At 62.1% G+C, this 14,358-nt stretch carries 15 protein-coding genes; 5 read left to right on the top strand and 10 right to left on the bottom strand.

What is annotated here, in order from left to right; all coding sequences use genetic code 11:
* Window positions 1-95: 95 nt before the first annotated feature.
* The gene (locus tag DK391_RS02580) at window positions 96-452 is read right to left on the bottom strand and encodes a YciI family protein (protein ID WP_109476427.1); all 357 of its coding nucleotides are present in this window, start codon (window positions 450-452) and stop codon (window positions 96-98) included.
* A gap of 228 nt (window positions 453-680) precedes the next feature.
* On the opposite strand from DK391_RS02580, the gene DK391_RS02585 reads away from it, so the two are divergent.
* On the top strand, window positions 681-866 hold the full coding sequence (locus DK391_RS02585; protein ID WP_109476428.1) for a glycine zipper 2TM domain-containing protein: 186 nt from the start codon (window positions 681-683) through the stop codon (window positions 864-866).
* Window positions 867-1,555: 689 nt separating this feature from the next.
* Complete coding sequence (locus DK391_RS02590; RefSeq protein WP_109476429.1) at window positions 1,556-2,668, top strand: porin; 1,113 nt, start codon at window positions 1,556-1,558, stop codon at window positions 2,666-2,668.
* A 152-nt stretch (window positions 2,669-2,820) separates the two neighbouring features.
* Here DK391_RS02590 and DK391_RS02595 read toward each other — a convergent pair whose 3' ends face one another.
* The 5 genes from DK391_RS02595 to DK391_RS02615 form a co-directional block, all read right to left on the bottom strand.
* Window positions 2,821-3,285 (bottom strand): SRPBCC family protein, encoded by a 465-nt coding sequence (locus DK391_RS02595; protein ID WP_109476430.1) that lies wholly within the window; start codon window positions 3,283-3,285, stop codon window positions 2,821-2,823.
* Window positions 3,286-3,500: 215 nt separating this feature from the next.
* Entirely contained in the window at window positions 3,501-4,625 is a 1,125-nt protein-coding gene (locus DK391_RS02600) for an aromatic ring-hydroxylating dioxygenase subunit alpha (protein ID WP_109476431.1), read from the bottom strand.
* Between the two features lie 229 nt (window positions 4,626-4,854).
* Window positions 4,855-6,417 carry a glycosyltransferase gene (locus DK391_RS02605; protein ID WP_109476432.1) on the bottom strand — a complete coding sequence of 521 codons (1,563 nt, stop codon included), beginning with the start codon at window positions 6,415-6,417 and terminating at the stop codon, window positions 4,855-4,857.
* Window positions 6,417-7,031, bottom strand: coding sequence for a cytochrome b (locus DK391_RS02610; protein ID WP_109476617.1), 615 nt, complete (start codon window positions 7,029-7,031; stop codon window positions 6,417-6,419). Before DK391_RS02610 ends, DK391_RS02605 begins: the two co-directional genes overlap by 1 nt.
* Before the next feature lie 227 nt (window positions 7,032-7,258).
* Window positions 7,259-8,173, bottom strand: a complete 915-nt coding sequence (locus tag DK391_RS02615) for a LysR family transcriptional regulator (RefSeq protein ID WP_109476433.1) — start codon at window positions 8,171-8,173, stop codon at window positions 7,259-7,261.
* A 161-nt stretch (window positions 8,174-8,334) separates the two neighbouring features.
* Between DK391_RS02615 and DK391_RS02620 the strand changes: the two genes are divergently transcribed.
* Both DK391_RS02620 and DK391_RS02625 read left to right on the top strand, forming a co-directional pair.
* Window positions 8,335-9,315 (top strand): glutathione S-transferase family protein, encoded by a 981-nt coding sequence (locus tag DK391_RS02620; protein WP_109476434.1) that lies wholly within the window; start codon window positions 8,335-8,337, stop codon window positions 9,313-9,315.
* 50 nt (window positions 9,316-9,365) lie between these two features.
* On the top strand, window positions 9,366-9,650 hold the full coding sequence (locus DK391_RS02625; RefSeq protein WP_109476435.1) for a hypothetical protein: 285 nt from the start codon (window positions 9,366-9,368) through the stop codon (window positions 9,648-9,650).
* Window positions 9,651-9,999: 349 nt separating this feature from the next.
* Here DK391_RS02625 and DK391_RS02630 read toward each other — a convergent pair whose 3' ends face one another.
* From DK391_RS02630 to DK391_RS02645, 4 genes are all read right to left on the bottom strand, one after another.
* Window positions 10,000-10,323, bottom strand: a complete 324-nt coding sequence (locus DK391_RS02630; RefSeq protein ID WP_109476436.1) for a thioredoxin family protein — start codon at window positions 10,321-10,323, stop codon at window positions 10,000-10,002.
* Between the two features lie 84 nt (window positions 10,324-10,407).
* Window positions 10,408-11,532 (bottom strand): 3-deoxy-7-phosphoheptulonate synthase, encoded by a 1,125-nt coding sequence (locus DK391_RS02635; protein ID WP_109476437.1) that lies wholly within the window; start codon window positions 11,530-11,532, stop codon window positions 10,408-10,410.
* Window positions 11,533-11,680: 148 nt separating this feature from the next.
* Window positions 11,681-12,217 (bottom strand): SRPBCC family protein, encoded by a 537-nt coding sequence (locus DK391_RS02640; RefSeq protein ID WP_109476438.1) that lies wholly within the window; start codon window positions 12,215-12,217, stop codon window positions 11,681-11,683.
* Between the two features lie 25 nt (window positions 12,218-12,242).
* On the bottom strand, window positions 12,243-13,706 hold the full coding sequence (locus DK391_RS02645) for a PLP-dependent aminotransferase family protein (RefSeq protein ID WP_109476439.1): 1,464 nt from the start codon (window positions 13,704-13,706) through the stop codon (window positions 12,243-12,245).
* A gap of 102 nt (window positions 13,707-13,808) precedes the next feature.
* On the opposite strand from DK391_RS02645, the gene DK391_RS02650 reads away from it, so the two are divergent.
* Window positions 13,809-14,279 carry a GNAT family N-acetyltransferase gene (locus DK391_RS02650; protein WP_109476440.1) on the top strand — a complete coding sequence of 157 codons (471 nt, stop codon included), beginning with the start codon at window positions 13,809-13,811 and terminating at the stop codon, window positions 14,277-14,279.
* Window positions 14,280-14,358 lie beyond the last annotated feature (79 nt).

The raw sequence follows: 14,358 nt of genomic DNA on the forward strand, positions 1-14,358 counted from the left end.
TACTTCCACGACGGGCGGCGGGGGTCCGAATCGACAATCTGGATTGCCAGGGAAAACCCTTGCTCAGGCATCGGCGATCGTCGCGTGATGCGACGTCAATAGTCGTAGCAGGGCGAGACCTTGCGGATCTCGATGGTGCACCACTCGGCGGCGGGACATTGTTCGGCGAGCGCGAGCGCTTCCTCGTAGGTATCGACGTTCAGCAGAAAGAACCCGCCGACCATTTCCTTCGCTTCGGCGAACGGGCCGTCGATCAAACGCGTCTCGCCATCGCGTTTTTCGAGACGCACGCCCTTCCTGCTCGGCGCCAGCGATTCGGCCGCGACCAGTTGTCCGCGCGACTGCAGCTCGGCGCGGTACTTCAGCATGCGGTCGTAGACGGCGCGGCCTGCGACTTCGCCACGTTCCTCGCGTTGCTCGGTGGGTTCGACGATCAGCAGCATATATGACATGGTGACTCCGAGTTCCGGTTGTCGGGGCCGCAGCGTTCGGGAGAGGCCGTGCTTCGTGGGACGGATGGCGCGGCGGCGAAGGCAGCGGACGTTGATTCCGCTGGCGAAGGCAGTCTAGCAAAGTGGCATCGCAGGAGGAAACGCCTGCCGCGCGAGTGGGCATTCCGCTGATGGAAATGGCACAACGCTTGCTGGAGGCAGATATGTTCAACCATGCAGGAGCACGACATGTTGAAGCGCTATATCGTCCGCATCGCAATCGCGGCGGCGGCTATCGTGCCGCTCGTCAGCGGATGCACCGTCGGCGGCGCAGCAGCGGGTGGCTATGTCGGTCATGAAACGACGCACAGTACAGCGGGCACGGTAGGCGGTGCCGTGGCAGGCGGGATCATCGGTCACGAACTGGGCAAGTGAGCGGCTTTCGAATTTGTGCAAAATCGTTAAAAAGGCGGCAATTGGATCGCAATTGCCGCTTTGCTCTCTATCAAACAATTCCTCATCTTGTTTATTTTATAAAGCGAAAATTTTTGTTATTCGTCGATGTCAATTTTTTGCGTTTTATGCGCACAAATTCCGGCACTGATTCTTATCTTTTTTAAACAATCATCTTGATAAACGATCCGTTTCCGAGAGTGCAATTCGCCGAATAAGTTCATTATGTTTTTTGATCTTCAACACACTCTGACGAGATTCACATTTCGGCTCGAAACGACCGATACGCAAGGCTTTTCAGCTTTCTTCCGGTCTCATTCGGTTAATTCAACAAACTGCATGATCTTCATTTTTTAGATATGATTTATCTCAAATAGAAGATCGAATATTTTCGTTGTCTTATCACAACAATAAAATTTATACCAATAAAATCTCAAAATATCGACTCACGTAAAAACTCAATCAAATCAAGCGCACACGACCTTTATTTCTTTTTTAGAAATAGATCGTTTCCAATTTCGATGTCAATCGATAGTTAGGGTCCCTTTCTATACTTGCGCTTCCCTAAACAGGGCAAGTCAGGTGGTCTTGCTTCGTACAGGACGTGGCACGCATAGCTTGTCCGTTTGTATTCAAGCCTCGTATTGCCCCCAGAACTGAAGGAAGCACAGATGAAGAAGATTCTGATCGCGACGGCAGTGGTTGCCTCGTTCGCATCGGTCGCCCACGCGCAAAGCAGCGTCACGCTGTACGGCACGCTGGACGCCGCACTCACGTACACGAGCAACGTCAACGGCAACAAGCAATTCGCACTCGGCAGCGGCGCTATCGATGAAAACCGCTTCGGCCTGCGTGGCGTCGAAGATCTGGGCGGCGGCCTGAAGACGGTCTTCACGTTGGAAGAAGGCTTCAACCTGAACAACGGCTCGCAAGCGAACAGCGGCAAGATGTTCTCGCGCCAGGCCTACGTCGGCCTGTCGAGCCAGGCTGGTAAGGGCACGCTGGGCCGCCAGTTCGATGCATCGCAAGACTTCCTGGCGCCGGTGTCGGCAACGGGTACGTGGGGCGGCACGAACTTCGCGCACTTCGGCAATCTCGATAACCTCGACAAGAACAGCGAGAACGCGACCAACAACTCGATCAAGTTCACGAGCGCGAACTATGCTGGCCTCTCGTTCGGCGGCACGTATGGCTTCTCGAACAGTTCGCAGTTCGCGAATAACCGCGCGTACAGCTTCGGCGCAGGTTATCAGTACGCTGGCTTGCGCGTCGGCGCCGGCTATGCCCAGCAGAACAACCCGAATAGCACCGCTGTCGGCGCGACGACGGGCGCAGATCTGAGCGGCCTCGACCTGCCGGCAGGCGTGTCGTACCGTCAGCGTGAATTCGGCGTCGGCGCGAGCTACGCGTTCGGCCCGGCTGTCGTCGGCCTGCTGTGGACGCAAGCGCGCGTCGACAACCTCACGGGTTCGTCGGCTTCGGCTCACGTCAACAACTACGAAGCCAACGCAAAGTACAACGTCACGCCGGCTCTGGGTCTGGGCGTTGCCTACACGTACAGCAACGGCGACCTCGGCGACGACCGCTTCCACGCAAACCAGATCGGCCTGCAAGGCGACTACTCGCTGTCCAAGCGCACGGACGTCTACGTGCAAGGCGTGTATCAGATCGTCAGCTCTCCGGACAACGCGATTCCCGCAGTCGTCAGCAACGGCGACACGACGGGTGTCTCGAGCTCGCGCCGTCAAGGTGTGGCATCGGTTGGCATGCGTCACCGCTTCTAATCAGACACGAAGCGCGGCCGGGTGATGCGTACGATCATCCAGCCGTAAGCTCGGGCCCGCGAGGCGACCACGGCGCGCCCGCGTTCTTCGGAACGCGGGCGCGTTGTCTATTGGCGCAATCGAAATAACACGGCTAGAAGCGTGAAGCCCGCTCAGACCATCCGCTTCAGTTCCTTCTGCAAGCGGTCGAAGTTCTCTTCGTTCGCCTTGACGGCGAAGGTCTTCACCTGCGCGCACACGGCGGGCGTTTCGAACAGCATGCAGAACGTGATGCGCGTTTGCGCGTCGCCCAGCGCGTCGAACGTGACGGTGACGCGAAAGTACGGACCCGACATATGGTCGAACACGATCCGTTCAGGCGCGGCGACCTCGACGAATACGCTGTGGTTCTTGTAGTCGACGCCATCCGGCCCGTGCATGACGAAGCGCCAGTTGCCGCCCGGACGCAGATCGAATTCGTGGAAGGAATTGGTGAAGCCCTTCGGCCCCCACCAGTGCGCAAGATGGGCCGGCTCAGTCCAGGCCTTGAACACGAGATCGCGCGGATAGTCGAGCACGCGCGTCGATATGATTTGCAGATCCGCGATCGGCGGAGCTGCGTCGCCATCCTCGGACATGAGACAGCCTCCTTCGAGCAAAACGCCGCGCCCGCCCGATAGCGGGCAGGCAATTCAAGCATAACGCATTGTCGAAGAATCGAACGCGCGCGCAGCCGGATGCGCGCCGGGAAAGTCATGCCGAATGCGAGGCGCCGAACGTTACAGCGTCCGACGCCGCTAACGTCCGATCAATGGCGTTTGAAACGCCGCCCGGACGCTAATGGAAGCCACGCTCACATGGCCACGGATTCGGCCGAAGGCTCGATGGGAATCACCCGCCGCGCCACGGGCGCGCCGCATTGCCGCAGCAGATCGCGCAACTCGTTGATCACCGGGAAGACTTCGTGGTTCCAGTCGGCGCCCTGCGCGTCGTGAGCCGCCTGCTCGAGCTCGACGATCCAGCGGTCCTCCTTGAAGATGCGCTCGGTGAACCACACCAGCAACGGCCACGCGATGTCGAGCAAGGCACCGATCTTCGGCCGCTTGACCGACAGCAGGCCGAACGTGCGGTTGGTGCGCTGCTCGCGGTCGAGCGGGATGTAGCAGATCCACAGATCCATCACCAGCGAACCCTCGGACGTGCGGATCTGCAGCGTCTGATAGGGATACTGCGTGCGGATCGTCATCACGTCCTTGTGCTCGACCTTCGTCTTGTTGCGGCTCTGCCCGAACACGAGCGCCTCGCCGATCGGCTGCTGGCCTTCTTCACGCGAAAACGTGTAGTCCACTTCGACCCAGTCGTCGCCGCGGCGGCGTCCGAGCGAGCGCGCGCGCATCTTGCCCATCTGCTTGCGGTGCAGGAACTGATGGTTCATGTCCATCAGGTTCTCGTGCATGAACGAATAATGGCAGCCCACCTCGCGGCCAAAGCGCCGCGTCTTGTACGCCTTGTCGGCGACCGAGCCGAGCGGCGGCAACGGCGTCGTCTCGGCGAGCGTGGCATCGCCGGGGAATACGAAAATCAACCCTTCGGATTCGCGGCACGGATACGCGCGCACGCCGTTCGGCAGGCGCTCGCGACCGAGATACGGGACATCGATGCATTTGCCCGAACAGTCGTAGGTCCAGCCGTGATAGCCGCAACGGATCGCCTCGCCGTCCACCACACCGCCGCTCAGCGGCACTTGCCGGTGTGCACAGCGGTCTTCCAGCGCGAATGCCTTGCCGGCTTCGCTGCGCGCCAGCACGATCGGCTCGCCGGCAAAGCGCACGGCGAGCGTTTTCCCGCGCTTCACTTCGCGCGACCATGCAACGGGATACCAGTAATCGGGGTGAATATCGACGCGGCGCAGGTCGCGCACGGCCGGTTTGGACGGGTTATCGGTGGAATTGCTGTCCAACGGAGCGACGACATGCATGAATGAGGCCTCCTGGCACAACGGTCGGCCGGTCGCTCGGACCGGGCCGGTTTGATAGTTAGAAAACCGGTGTCGCCGATCAGTCTACTAGAAGTCGCCAGGGAGAATCATGAGGGCTGACCGCAGGTAGGCAACGTGCGTCGCCTCCAGATCAGCAAATTCCAGTCCCGGCGGCGGCAGCGAAGCGGAGGAATCGCGCCGCCGCGCCGGGTCGTTGCAGGCGCAACGCTCAGTGCGTGCTGAGCGGCTGCTCTGTCTGCGTCGCGCCGACGAGGCCCGAGCGGTGCTGCGTGCCCCACGCCTTGCCGCCGCGCAGGAACTGCAGCCAGCCGAGCGCTGCGCCCGTGTGACGCAGCAGCTGGAACGTGAACGGCTCGGCGATGGCGGCCGCGACGGCCATCGGCAGGCTGGTGCCGTGCGTCAGCCCCGTCCAGCGACGGTAGAGATGGATGCTCCACACATAAAACGCCAGGTCGATGGCCGTCTTCAGGCCGATTACGCTGAAGATCGACACGACGATCGGCCCGTGTCCGCCGAACACGAAGCCGAGCAGCAGCGCAAACGCCGTCAGGCCGTAGATGGGTTGCATCGTGTCGAACGCTTTTACGGGCAGCATCAGCCGGCCGAGCGTGCCGTAGCGGGCATTGCCCGTCATGTCGCGGTTCCAGTATTGCGTTTGCAGGAAGCCCGCAAACCAGCGGCGGCGCTGGCGCAGGAACGCGCCGAGCGTGGCAGGCGCTTCCGTCTGCGCATGCGCGTCGCCGACCACGCGCACATCCCAGCCGAGATCGCGATCGACGGAATAGCGCCGCAGGCGGTGAATCAGCTCGTAATCTTCGACAAGACATTGCGCGTCGAAGCCGCCGACGGCGACCAGCGCCTCGCGCCGGAACGACGCAAACGCGCCCGACACCAGCAGCAGGCTATCGGCCCGCATCCACGCGAAACGTGCGATGAAGTTGCGCATGTACTCGTAGTTCTGGAACCACTGGAACACGCGCCCGCTCGCCGTGCGGTTGCAGACCGGCACGAGAATGCCCGACGCCGCGACCAGCTTCGGCGACTGCGCGAAGGCAGCGCGCATGGCCAGCGTGGCGTTATCGGCCAGCAGCGTGTCGGCGTCGACGGTCATGACGGTTTCCGTCGTCATCACCTCGATCGCGGCGTTCAGCGCGAGCGCCTTGCCGCCGTGCGGCACGCGCAGCCAGTACAGGTTCGGATAGCGGCTGCTCGGCGCGCTCAGTTCGCCCTGCGCGGGTTCCGTCAGACCGAAACGGCCGGTGAGGAGATCGCGCGTGCCGGCGGTCGAGCCGTCGTCGGCGATCACGATCTGCGCCGGGCCGTGCGTCTGCCGCAGCAAAGCCGCGAGCGTCACGGGCAGCACGGCCGCTTCGTTGTGCGCGGCGACGATCACGCCCATCGACGGCAATTTCGCCGCCTCAACCGGGCGGCGCGCAGGCAGCGACCGGCGGATCAGCGGCAAGGTCTTCCAGGTGACGAACGCGAGCAGCAGCGTGTCGTACAGCACGTAAGCAATACCCGTCGACCACGCCAGCGCGCCATGCAGGAAGAACGCACGCGCGAACAGCAGCAGCCACAGCGCCGTCACACTGCCGTGAATCACGGCGCTTTGCCACGTGCCCTTGCGCGGATTGATGCGCGGCGAGGCGGCGGCGAGCGCTTCTCGCAGCGAAGCCCGCGGGCGCTCAACGGCAGGCTCGCCGGACAGGCTGTGATTGGTCAGCGTGACGTCGTCGCTGAGCGTGGCATCGTCGATCACGTCGATATCCATTACGGCACCATCCGCTTGATGACGGAATGACGGTCCAGCAGTTCATGCTTCAGCGCGCCGCCGATATGCATCGCGAGCAACGCATACAGTGCATAGCCGAGATACGTGTGCAGCATGCCGAATTTGTCGTGCAACGGTTCTTTGACGGCAGGATCGAGATTCATGATAAAGCCGATGCGCGGAAACGGGATCACGCCAAACAGGTGCATCGGATGCGTCGCCGCCGCTTTCCACGCCGAGTCGTGCATCCAGCCCGACAACGGCAGCGCGATCATCAGGAAATACAGCAGGAAGTGCGCGACATGCGCGGCCATCCGTTCCCACGATGGAAACTCGCGCGGCAGCGCCGGCGGCCGGTGCGACACGCGCCACAGCACGCGCAGCAGCGCGAGGCCGAGCACCGTGATGCCGATCGACTTGTGCGTGTCGATCACGGGGCGCACCCAGCCGTCGGGCAGCGAATCGGCGGACAGGCCGAGCACCACATTGACGATGATCAGCGCGGCGATGAGCCAGTGCAGGATCATCGCCGTGCGGGTGTAGCGGGACGCCGGCGTGGCCTGCGATTCGATGCTGTCGCGCGAGGCCGTGCGGGAAGTAGTCGATGTGTTCATGAGCCGTTCTGGTTGGAAATCGGTAGGGACGGCGAAAGCGATGTGCAAGCCAGCGGATGGATCGTGCCGATCATGTCGGCGGCGCATTGCTTTCGTCTTGTCAACAGAACGCCTCGCCTGGGCGCTTTATTCCTTCAACGTAGCACCCGCCCGTTTCCGTCGCATTCCCGCCCGTATTACCGTCTGTTTCCTGTCTGATGCCTGACGGCCGTATGTATGCCAAACCGTCAGGCAAACTGGTCGACGCCCTGCACCAGCCGCTTCGCGAGGCGCGGCTCGCGCAGCTGGTCGAGCCACCACTTCAGCGCGCGGCCTTCCTGATCGCCGCGCCATGCAACGTATAGCACGTTCGGTTCCCGCGGATCGGCGGTGCTCTTTTCGACCAGTTCGCCGCGCTTGAGCATCGACGCGACGCGCTGACGTGGCAGCCAGCCGACGCCGAGGCCGTCGCGCTGGGCGAGGATTTTCGCACGCATGCTGGGCACCGCGAGCGAAGTCTGCCCGCCGAGCAGGCCGTACGCGCGGCCGCTCGCCCGCGACGAATCAGCGACCACGATACCGCGTTGCTTCGCAATCTGCTCGCGGCGCAGCGGTTCCTTGACAGTCGCGAAAGCATGTCGCGGCGACACGGCGAACACCCAGTCGACCACGCCCAGTTCGAACCCGCGCAACCCCGGAATCGCGGGCGGCTCATTGGTCGCGCCGACGATCAGATCGGCGCGGCCGTCGCGCAGCGCGTCCCAGGTGCCGCTGAGCACTTCCGTGGTCAGACGCAGCTTGACGCCCGACTGCAGCGCGTCGAACGCGTGCACCACGGGCATGAAGGTCTCGAACTCCATGAGTTCGTCGGCGACGATCCAGAGACGGTCTTCCCAGCCGCTCGCGATCTGCCGCACCCGTTGCGTCATGCGCGACACGTCCTGCATCAGCCGAGCGGCCTCTTCGGCGAGCAGCTGTCCGGCGGGCGTCAGTTGGAGCCGGTAACGGCGGCGGTCGAACAGCAGCGCGTCGAAACGCGTTTCGAGCTGACGCGCCGCATGCGATACCGTCGACGGAGCTTTGCCGAGCCGCGCCGCGGCGCGCGACAGGCTGCCGCTTTCGCGTATCGCTTCGAGCAGGGCCAGCTCTTCATCCGTCAACATGTGCGAACCTGTCGAATGAGATCAACGGGAAAATCGTACGGCAAATCCCGAACCGGGGTCCATCATAGGGTCTTCTGCCGAAGCCTTGCCGCGCGGCTAACATCGCGGTCGCGGCACGCATGGCACGCTGACCGGAAACGCAGGATGGAAGGAGCACCGACATGGGATTGTTAGTCGACGGAAAATGGCAGGACAAGTGGTACGACACGGCATCGACAGGCGGCCGCTTCGTGCGCACGGACGCTATCTTTCGCAACTGGGTCACGCCGGACGGCGACGCGGGACCGAGCGGCAGCGACGGTTTCGAAGCGGAAGCGGGACGCTACCACCTGTACGTGAGCCTCGCGTGTCCGTGGGCGCATCGCACGCTGATCATGCGCGCGCTGAAGGGTCTGGAAGACATGATCAGCGTGTCGGTCGTGCACTGGCTGATGCTGGAGGACGGCTGGACCTTCGCCGATGGACCGGGCGTGGTGCCGGATTCGCTCAATCACGCGAAGTATCTGCGCGACGTGTACGTTGCCGCCGATCCGCACTACACGGGCCGCGTGACTGTGCCGATCTTGTGGGACAAGCATCGGAGGACGATTGTCAGCAATGAATCGTCGGAGATTATCCGCATGTTGAACTCGGCGTTCGACGAACTGGGCGCGGAGCCGGGCGACTACTATCCGCCGCCGCTGCGCGCGGAGATCGACGCGATCAACGCGCGCGTCTACGACACGGTCAACAACGGCGTGTACAAGTCGGGCTTCGCGACGACGCAGGCCGCGTATGAAGAAGCGGTGATGCCGTTGTTCGACACGCTCGACTGGCTGGAGCGGAAACTGTCGACGCAGCGTTTTCTGACGGGCAACCGGCTGACGGAAGCGGACATCCGGTTATTCACGACGCTCATCCGCTTCGACGCTGTGTACTTCGGGCACTTCAAGTGCAATCTGCGGCGCATCGACGACTACACGAACCTGTCGGCTTATACGCGGGATATTTATCAGCATCCCGGTGTGGCGGCGACGGTAAATTTCGAGCACATCAAGCGTCATTACTACGAGAGCCATCGCTCGGTGAATCCGACGGGAATCGTGCCGCTTGGTCCTGTGCAGGATTTCAGCGGACTGCATGATCGCAAGCGGTTCGAGTGAAGGGGTTGCGCTAGACTGTTGGGCTATCCGTAAGACCGTATGGAGACGCCATGCTACGCAAGACACGCACTGCTTCGCAGCTACAGGACGAGGTGAACCGCCGCATTCATCGCGCGCCGGAAGTCGTTGAGGATGGCGTGAAAATTCGTGTGCCGCGTCCGCAGATGCAGGAAGCGGACGCAAGCGGCTGCAACTGGACGATGAAGCATTTCGGCAACGCGATCGGGTTCGAAAGGACAGTGGAGGCGGCGCTGAAAGCGGTGCAGAAGGAGTACAACTTGTCGGAAGAGGTGAAGGATTTGGGTAGTCTGTTTGGGGAACCCCAAAAGGACTAAACAAACGAATTGAAGCACCAGAAGCTGAAGCACCACAAGCCGACACACAGTTTGCCACCTGGGCGGCGATAACGGTTCGCTTCCGCTGGCAGTACTACGGGTAATTGAAGGTGGTGATGCGTTAACTCGGAGCGCTGGCAGCGGGCAAGGAGAAGAGCGTTACCACGAACAGGACGGGGCCGCTGGGGGCCCGTGGGCAATAACAAGTGCTGGCGGTGTTGGCCCGCTTTCTTTTGCCTACTTTTCTTTGCGGCGGCAAAGAAAAGTAGGTGCCGCCCCGCACAGGGGCAACGCTAGCAAACCACTAACAAACCGCGGACGCCAGCGCACGAAACCTAGGCACCCCACATCAACCCACAGCAACAAACCCCTCCTCAATCTCCGCAACACCAGTAGGCCGAACAACACGCGCCACCTCAACCCCATCCCGCATAAAAATCAGCGTCGGCCCCAGCTTCACCTTAAACGACCGCCCGAGCGCGCGCCCTGGCCCATCCTCGATCTTCAGATGTCGCGTACCCGGATGAAATCCAAACGCCTCGCCAATAACAGGCTGCGCGCCCTGGCAAAACCCGCACCAGTCGGTGCCGAACTCAACCACAGTCACACCAGCCATCGCATCGACATCAGCGCGGCTCGGCGCGGTTTTCGAATAGGGATTCGCGGTACTCATAAACCTCCACATGCCGGAAAAACGGAGCGCTATAAAACACCATACTGCCCGTAATCGAACCAACCTGCCGACGCGCCGCCACGCTCAAACAGCAGCCTTACGCCGCGCCCGAACAGCTTCGGCCAGCACATCCAGCACAGGCTCAGTCTGCGCCCAGCCAATGCACGCATCCGTAATCGACACACCACGCGCAAGCGGCACACCGGGCTTCAGATCCTGCCGCCCAGCTTCAAGATGACTCTCGATCATCACACCGATAATCCGCTTTTCACCGCCTGTCAGCTGATTCGCCAGATCCTTCGCCACTTCGATCTGCCGCTCATGCGACTTGTTCGAATTCGCATGCGAGCAATCGACCATCACCTGCTCGCGCAGACCGACCTTACGCAACGCAGCGCACGCTTCTTCGACGCCGGCAGCGTCATAGTTCGGCCCCTTCTTGCCGCCCCGCAAGATGACGTGAGCATCGTCATTGCCGCGCGTCTCGAAGATCGCGGCCATGCCCATCTTCGTCATGCCCATGAACGCGTGGCTCGCAGCGGCGGCAACGATCGCATCCGCCGCAATTTGCACGCCGCCATCCGTACCGTTCTTGAAACCGATCGGACACGACAACCCCGACGCCAGTTGCCGATGGCTCTGGCTTTCCGTCGTGCGCGCACCAATCGCACCCCACGCGATCAGATCCGCGATGTACTGCGGACTCAGCAGATCGAGAAACTCCGTCCCCGTCGGCAAACCGAGGCCGCTGATTTCCAGCAGCAACTCACGCGCGCGGCGCAGTCCTTCGTTGATACGGAAGCTGCCATCCAGACGCGGATCGTTGATATAGCCCTTCCAGCCCACCGTCGTGCGCGGCTTTTCGAAGTACACGCGCATCACGATCAGCAGATCGTCGCGCAGCGCTGCGGCGGCTGTCTTCAGCTTGCGGGCGTATTCCATCGCCTGCTCGTGATCGTGAATCGAGCACGGACCGACGACGACGACCAGACGGTCATCGCGGCCATGCAGAATATCGGCGATTTCGACGCGGCTCTTTTCGACCAGCGTCTGCACGCCGGGCGGGCACGGCAGTTCGTCGAGCAGCAGCGCGGGCGAGATCAGCGGGCGCACTGCGCCGATGCGCGTATCGTCGATGCGCGTAATGTCCTGGGTGGAATCGGCGACGCCGGCTTCCTGGTCGCGTGTGTGGTTGTCGATGCGGCTCACTTTATTCTCCAGCTCTGCATTTTGGGGCGAATGCCGATTATCGCACTCGCCGCGCGGACAACGCAGCCGGCCTCCTGCAAGCGCCTCAACTAGCGCTCATCAACTGGATCAGATACGGCTTCCACACTTGCGGATACGCGTGCAGCGCTCAGAGCGCGTCATAGCGTGCCTTGATGCCCTCGAACATCGTCCAGAACGAAGCTGGCGCGGAGCCGTTCAAACGTTCGCGCAATACGTCGAGATGGCTATGCCAGCCAGGGCCGACATCGAGTTGCTCATCGCGGCCGGAAAGGTTGCAATGCGTCAGCACGAGCTTCACGTGCTCGCCTGCTTCGGAGAGTTCAAAGGTCACTTCCGACAGATTGTCCTGAATGCTGCCCCACGTGAATGCAAGCACGTGCGGCGGCTCGAAGCGCAACAGGCGGTGCAGCGAATCGTGTCCACCCGCGTATTGCCGGTAAGGCTCGGGCGGCAGTTCGGGTGTCGCCGACAGCAGCGAGTGATCGAAATGCATCATGAAATCGCCACCTGGCTGCACCGGCAACACACCCGATGCAAGCCACTGGCCACGCTTGTCGGACTCAGTGAGCCAGACCCATACGCGCTCGATCGGGCCGGGCAGCAGACGCTCGAAACGCACGGCCTGCGTGCCGTCGAAAACGCCGAGTGTTTCGTTGTGGTTCATCGTGGTTCTCCCTTGGAATCGCGCTTCAATTCATCAGAGCGCGAATCGCAGCACCGAGTTCACTAACCAGCCTGTCGGCCTGTTCGGGCCGCACGCCCGCATAGCCGAGCATGAAGCCGTTGTAGTGCCGCGCATCTTCGCCCTGATGGCAATACGTGCTCAACGGCGACACCGAGATGCGCTGCTCGCGCAGCGCCGCGCTCACGTCGCGGTCCTGAAGCGGCGCGTCGAGGCGCATCGTCAGATGCATGCCACTGCCATCCGACGACACCGTCACGAGATCGTTCATGTGCGTGTAGATTGCACCGACCATCGCTTCGCGGCGCTGCTGATAGATGCGGCGCATGCGTCGCAAATGTCGCGCATATTTGCCGCTTTCGATGAAATCCGCCAGCGCGATCTGATCCGCAACGCGCCCCTGGCGCGACATCTCGCCGATCACACCGCCGATCTCCGCAGCAAGCGCCGCCGGCACGATCATGAAGCCGATGCGCAATGCCGGGAACATGGTCTTGCTGAAGGTGCCGAGATAGATCACGGGCGCCGCCTCGCGCAAGCCCTGCACCGACGGTAGCGGCGGGCCGCTGTGACGCAGTTCGCTGTCGTAGTCGTCTTCGATGATCCACGCGCCGCGCTCGACGACGTTGTCGATGATCGACCAGCGGCGCTCAAGGCTCAGTACGCTGCCAAGCGGATACTGATGCGACGGCGTGATGTACACGATGCGCGGCGGCGTGTGCTGCCAGTGTGTGTCGGTGGGCGCGAGGCCGTTTGCATCGACGGGAATCGGCACGATGTTCAGGCCAGCCGCCTGAAACGCGATGCGCGCGCCCTGATAGCCGGGGTTTTCGAGCCATGCGGTGGCGCCAGGATCGGCGAGCATGCGCGCGCACAGATCGAGGCTGGTATGCGTGCCCGACGTGATGAACACCTGCTCAGCCGTGCAGCGCACGCCGCGCGACACGCGCACATATTCGGCCACTGCGCGCCTGAGCGACGGGTGACCGGCGTGATAGCCATAGCCGAGATCGCGTGCATCGACGGCTCGCCACGCGCGTTCCATCGACGCACGCCATTGCGCAACGGGAAACTCGTCGAGCGCGGGGACGCCCGCCTGGAACGGTGAAGGCACGCCGCGCGTGCCGCGATCGCGCGGCAAGCTCGCGACGCGCTGCGACAGACGGCTGACGGGCGGCTCGATGGTGGCCGACGCGTTCGCATCGGGCAGCGCCACGCAACTGACCACCGATCCGTGCCGGCTCGCCGCGATAAATCCTTCTTCGGCCAGCCGTTCATACGCGTACAGCACCGAGTTGCGCGCAATACCGAGTTGCTCCGCGAGCGCGCGCGTCGGCACGAGCTGACTGCCGTGGCGAATGTCGCCGTTCAGAATGGCGTGACGCAGGCTTTCGTAAAGCAAGCTTTGCTGCGTGAACTTGCGGCCGGGCGCTTCGCTCGCGAAGCTCGACATCAACAGCCCGTAATCCAATTGCGTGGCTCCAGATTTTGCATTCGACGTGGAGCTAACAATGGTGCCACAGAAACCCTATGCTACGGCGATACCTGTCGATATAAGCAAGGAGCGCTACCCGTGACGCAAGCTGTGAAGATCCGCCCCGTCGTCCCCGCCGATTACGCAGCATGGCTGCCCTTGTGGGACGGCTATAACCGCTTCTATGGCCGCTTCGATGAAACGGCACTGCCGCGTGAGATCACGCAACTCACGTGGTCGCGCTTCTTCGATGGCCTCGAACCGATGCATGCCATGGTTGCCGAACGCGCCGACGGCTCGCTGGTCGGTCTCGTGCATTATCTGTATCACCGCAGCACGTTGATGGCGGGACCGACGTGCTATCTGCACGATCTGTTCACGCTCGAATCGGAGCGCGGCAAAGGCGTAGGCCGCGCATTGATCGAGGCCGTCTATGCAACGGCAAAGTCTGCGCACGCCGAACGCGTCTACTGGCTCACGCATGAGACCAACAAGACAGCGATGCAGCTCTACGACAAGATCGCCGATCTGTCGGGCTTCGTGGTGTATCGCAAGCCGCTCGTCCAGTGATGCGTTCCCAATTGGGTTTTCAATGTAACCAATCGCTGTTTGCCTTGCATAACGGTCAGCCCGCAGTAGACTGAGGAAG

It is taken from the genome of Paraburkholderia sp. C35, from assembly GCF_003121405.1.
Lineage (GTDB): Bacteria > Pseudomonadota > Gammaproteobacteria > Burkholderiales > Burkholderiaceae > Paraburkholderia.

Excerpts from the sequence above, each read along its gene's own strand:
- DK391_RS02580 (WP_109476427.1), bottom strand. The coding sequence starts at position 452 with ATGTCATATATGCTGCTGATCGTCGAACCCACCGAGCAACGCGAGGAA.
- DK391_RS02585 (WP_109476428.1), top strand. The coding sequence starts at position 681 with ATGTTGAAGCGCTATATCGTCCGCATCGCAATCGCGGCGGCGGCTATC.
- DK391_RS02590 (WP_109476429.1), top strand. The coding sequence starts at position 1,556 with ATGAAGAAGATTCTGATCGCGACGGCAGTGGTTGCCTCGTTCGCATCG.
- DK391_RS02595 (WP_109476430.1), bottom strand. The coding sequence starts at position 3,285 with ATGTCCGAGGATGGCGACGCAGCTCCGCCGATCGCGGATCTGCAAATC.
- DK391_RS02600 (WP_109476431.1), bottom strand. The coding sequence starts at position 4,625 with ATGCATGTCGTCGCTCCGTTGGACAGCAATTCCACCGATAACCCGTCC.
- DK391_RS02605 (WP_109476432.1), bottom strand. The coding sequence starts at position 6,417 with ATGGATATCGACGTGATCGACGATGCCACGCTCAGCGACGACGTCACG.
- DK391_RS02610 (WP_109476617.1), bottom strand. The coding sequence starts at position 7,031 with ATGAACACATCGACTACTTCCCGCACGGCCTCGCGCGACAGCATCGAA.
- DK391_RS02615 (WP_109476433.1), bottom strand. The coding sequence starts at position 8,173 with ATGTTGACGGATGAAGAGCTGGCCCTGCTCGAAGCGATACGCGAAAGC.
- DK391_RS02620 (WP_109476434.1), top strand. The coding sequence starts at position 8,335 with ATGGGATTGTTAGTCGACGGAAAATGGCAGGACAAGTGGTACGACACG.
- DK391_RS02625 (WP_109476435.1), top strand. The coding sequence starts at position 9,366 with ATGCTACGCAAGACACGCACTGCTTCGCAGCTACAGGACGAGGTGAAC.
- DK391_RS02630 (WP_109476436.1), bottom strand. The coding sequence starts at position 10,323 with ATGAGTACCGCGAATCCCTATTCGAAAACCGCGCCGAGCCGCGCTGAT.
- DK391_RS02640 (WP_109476438.1), bottom strand. The coding sequence starts at position 12,217 with ATGAACCACAACGAAACACTCGGCGTTTTCGACGGCACGCAGGCCGTG.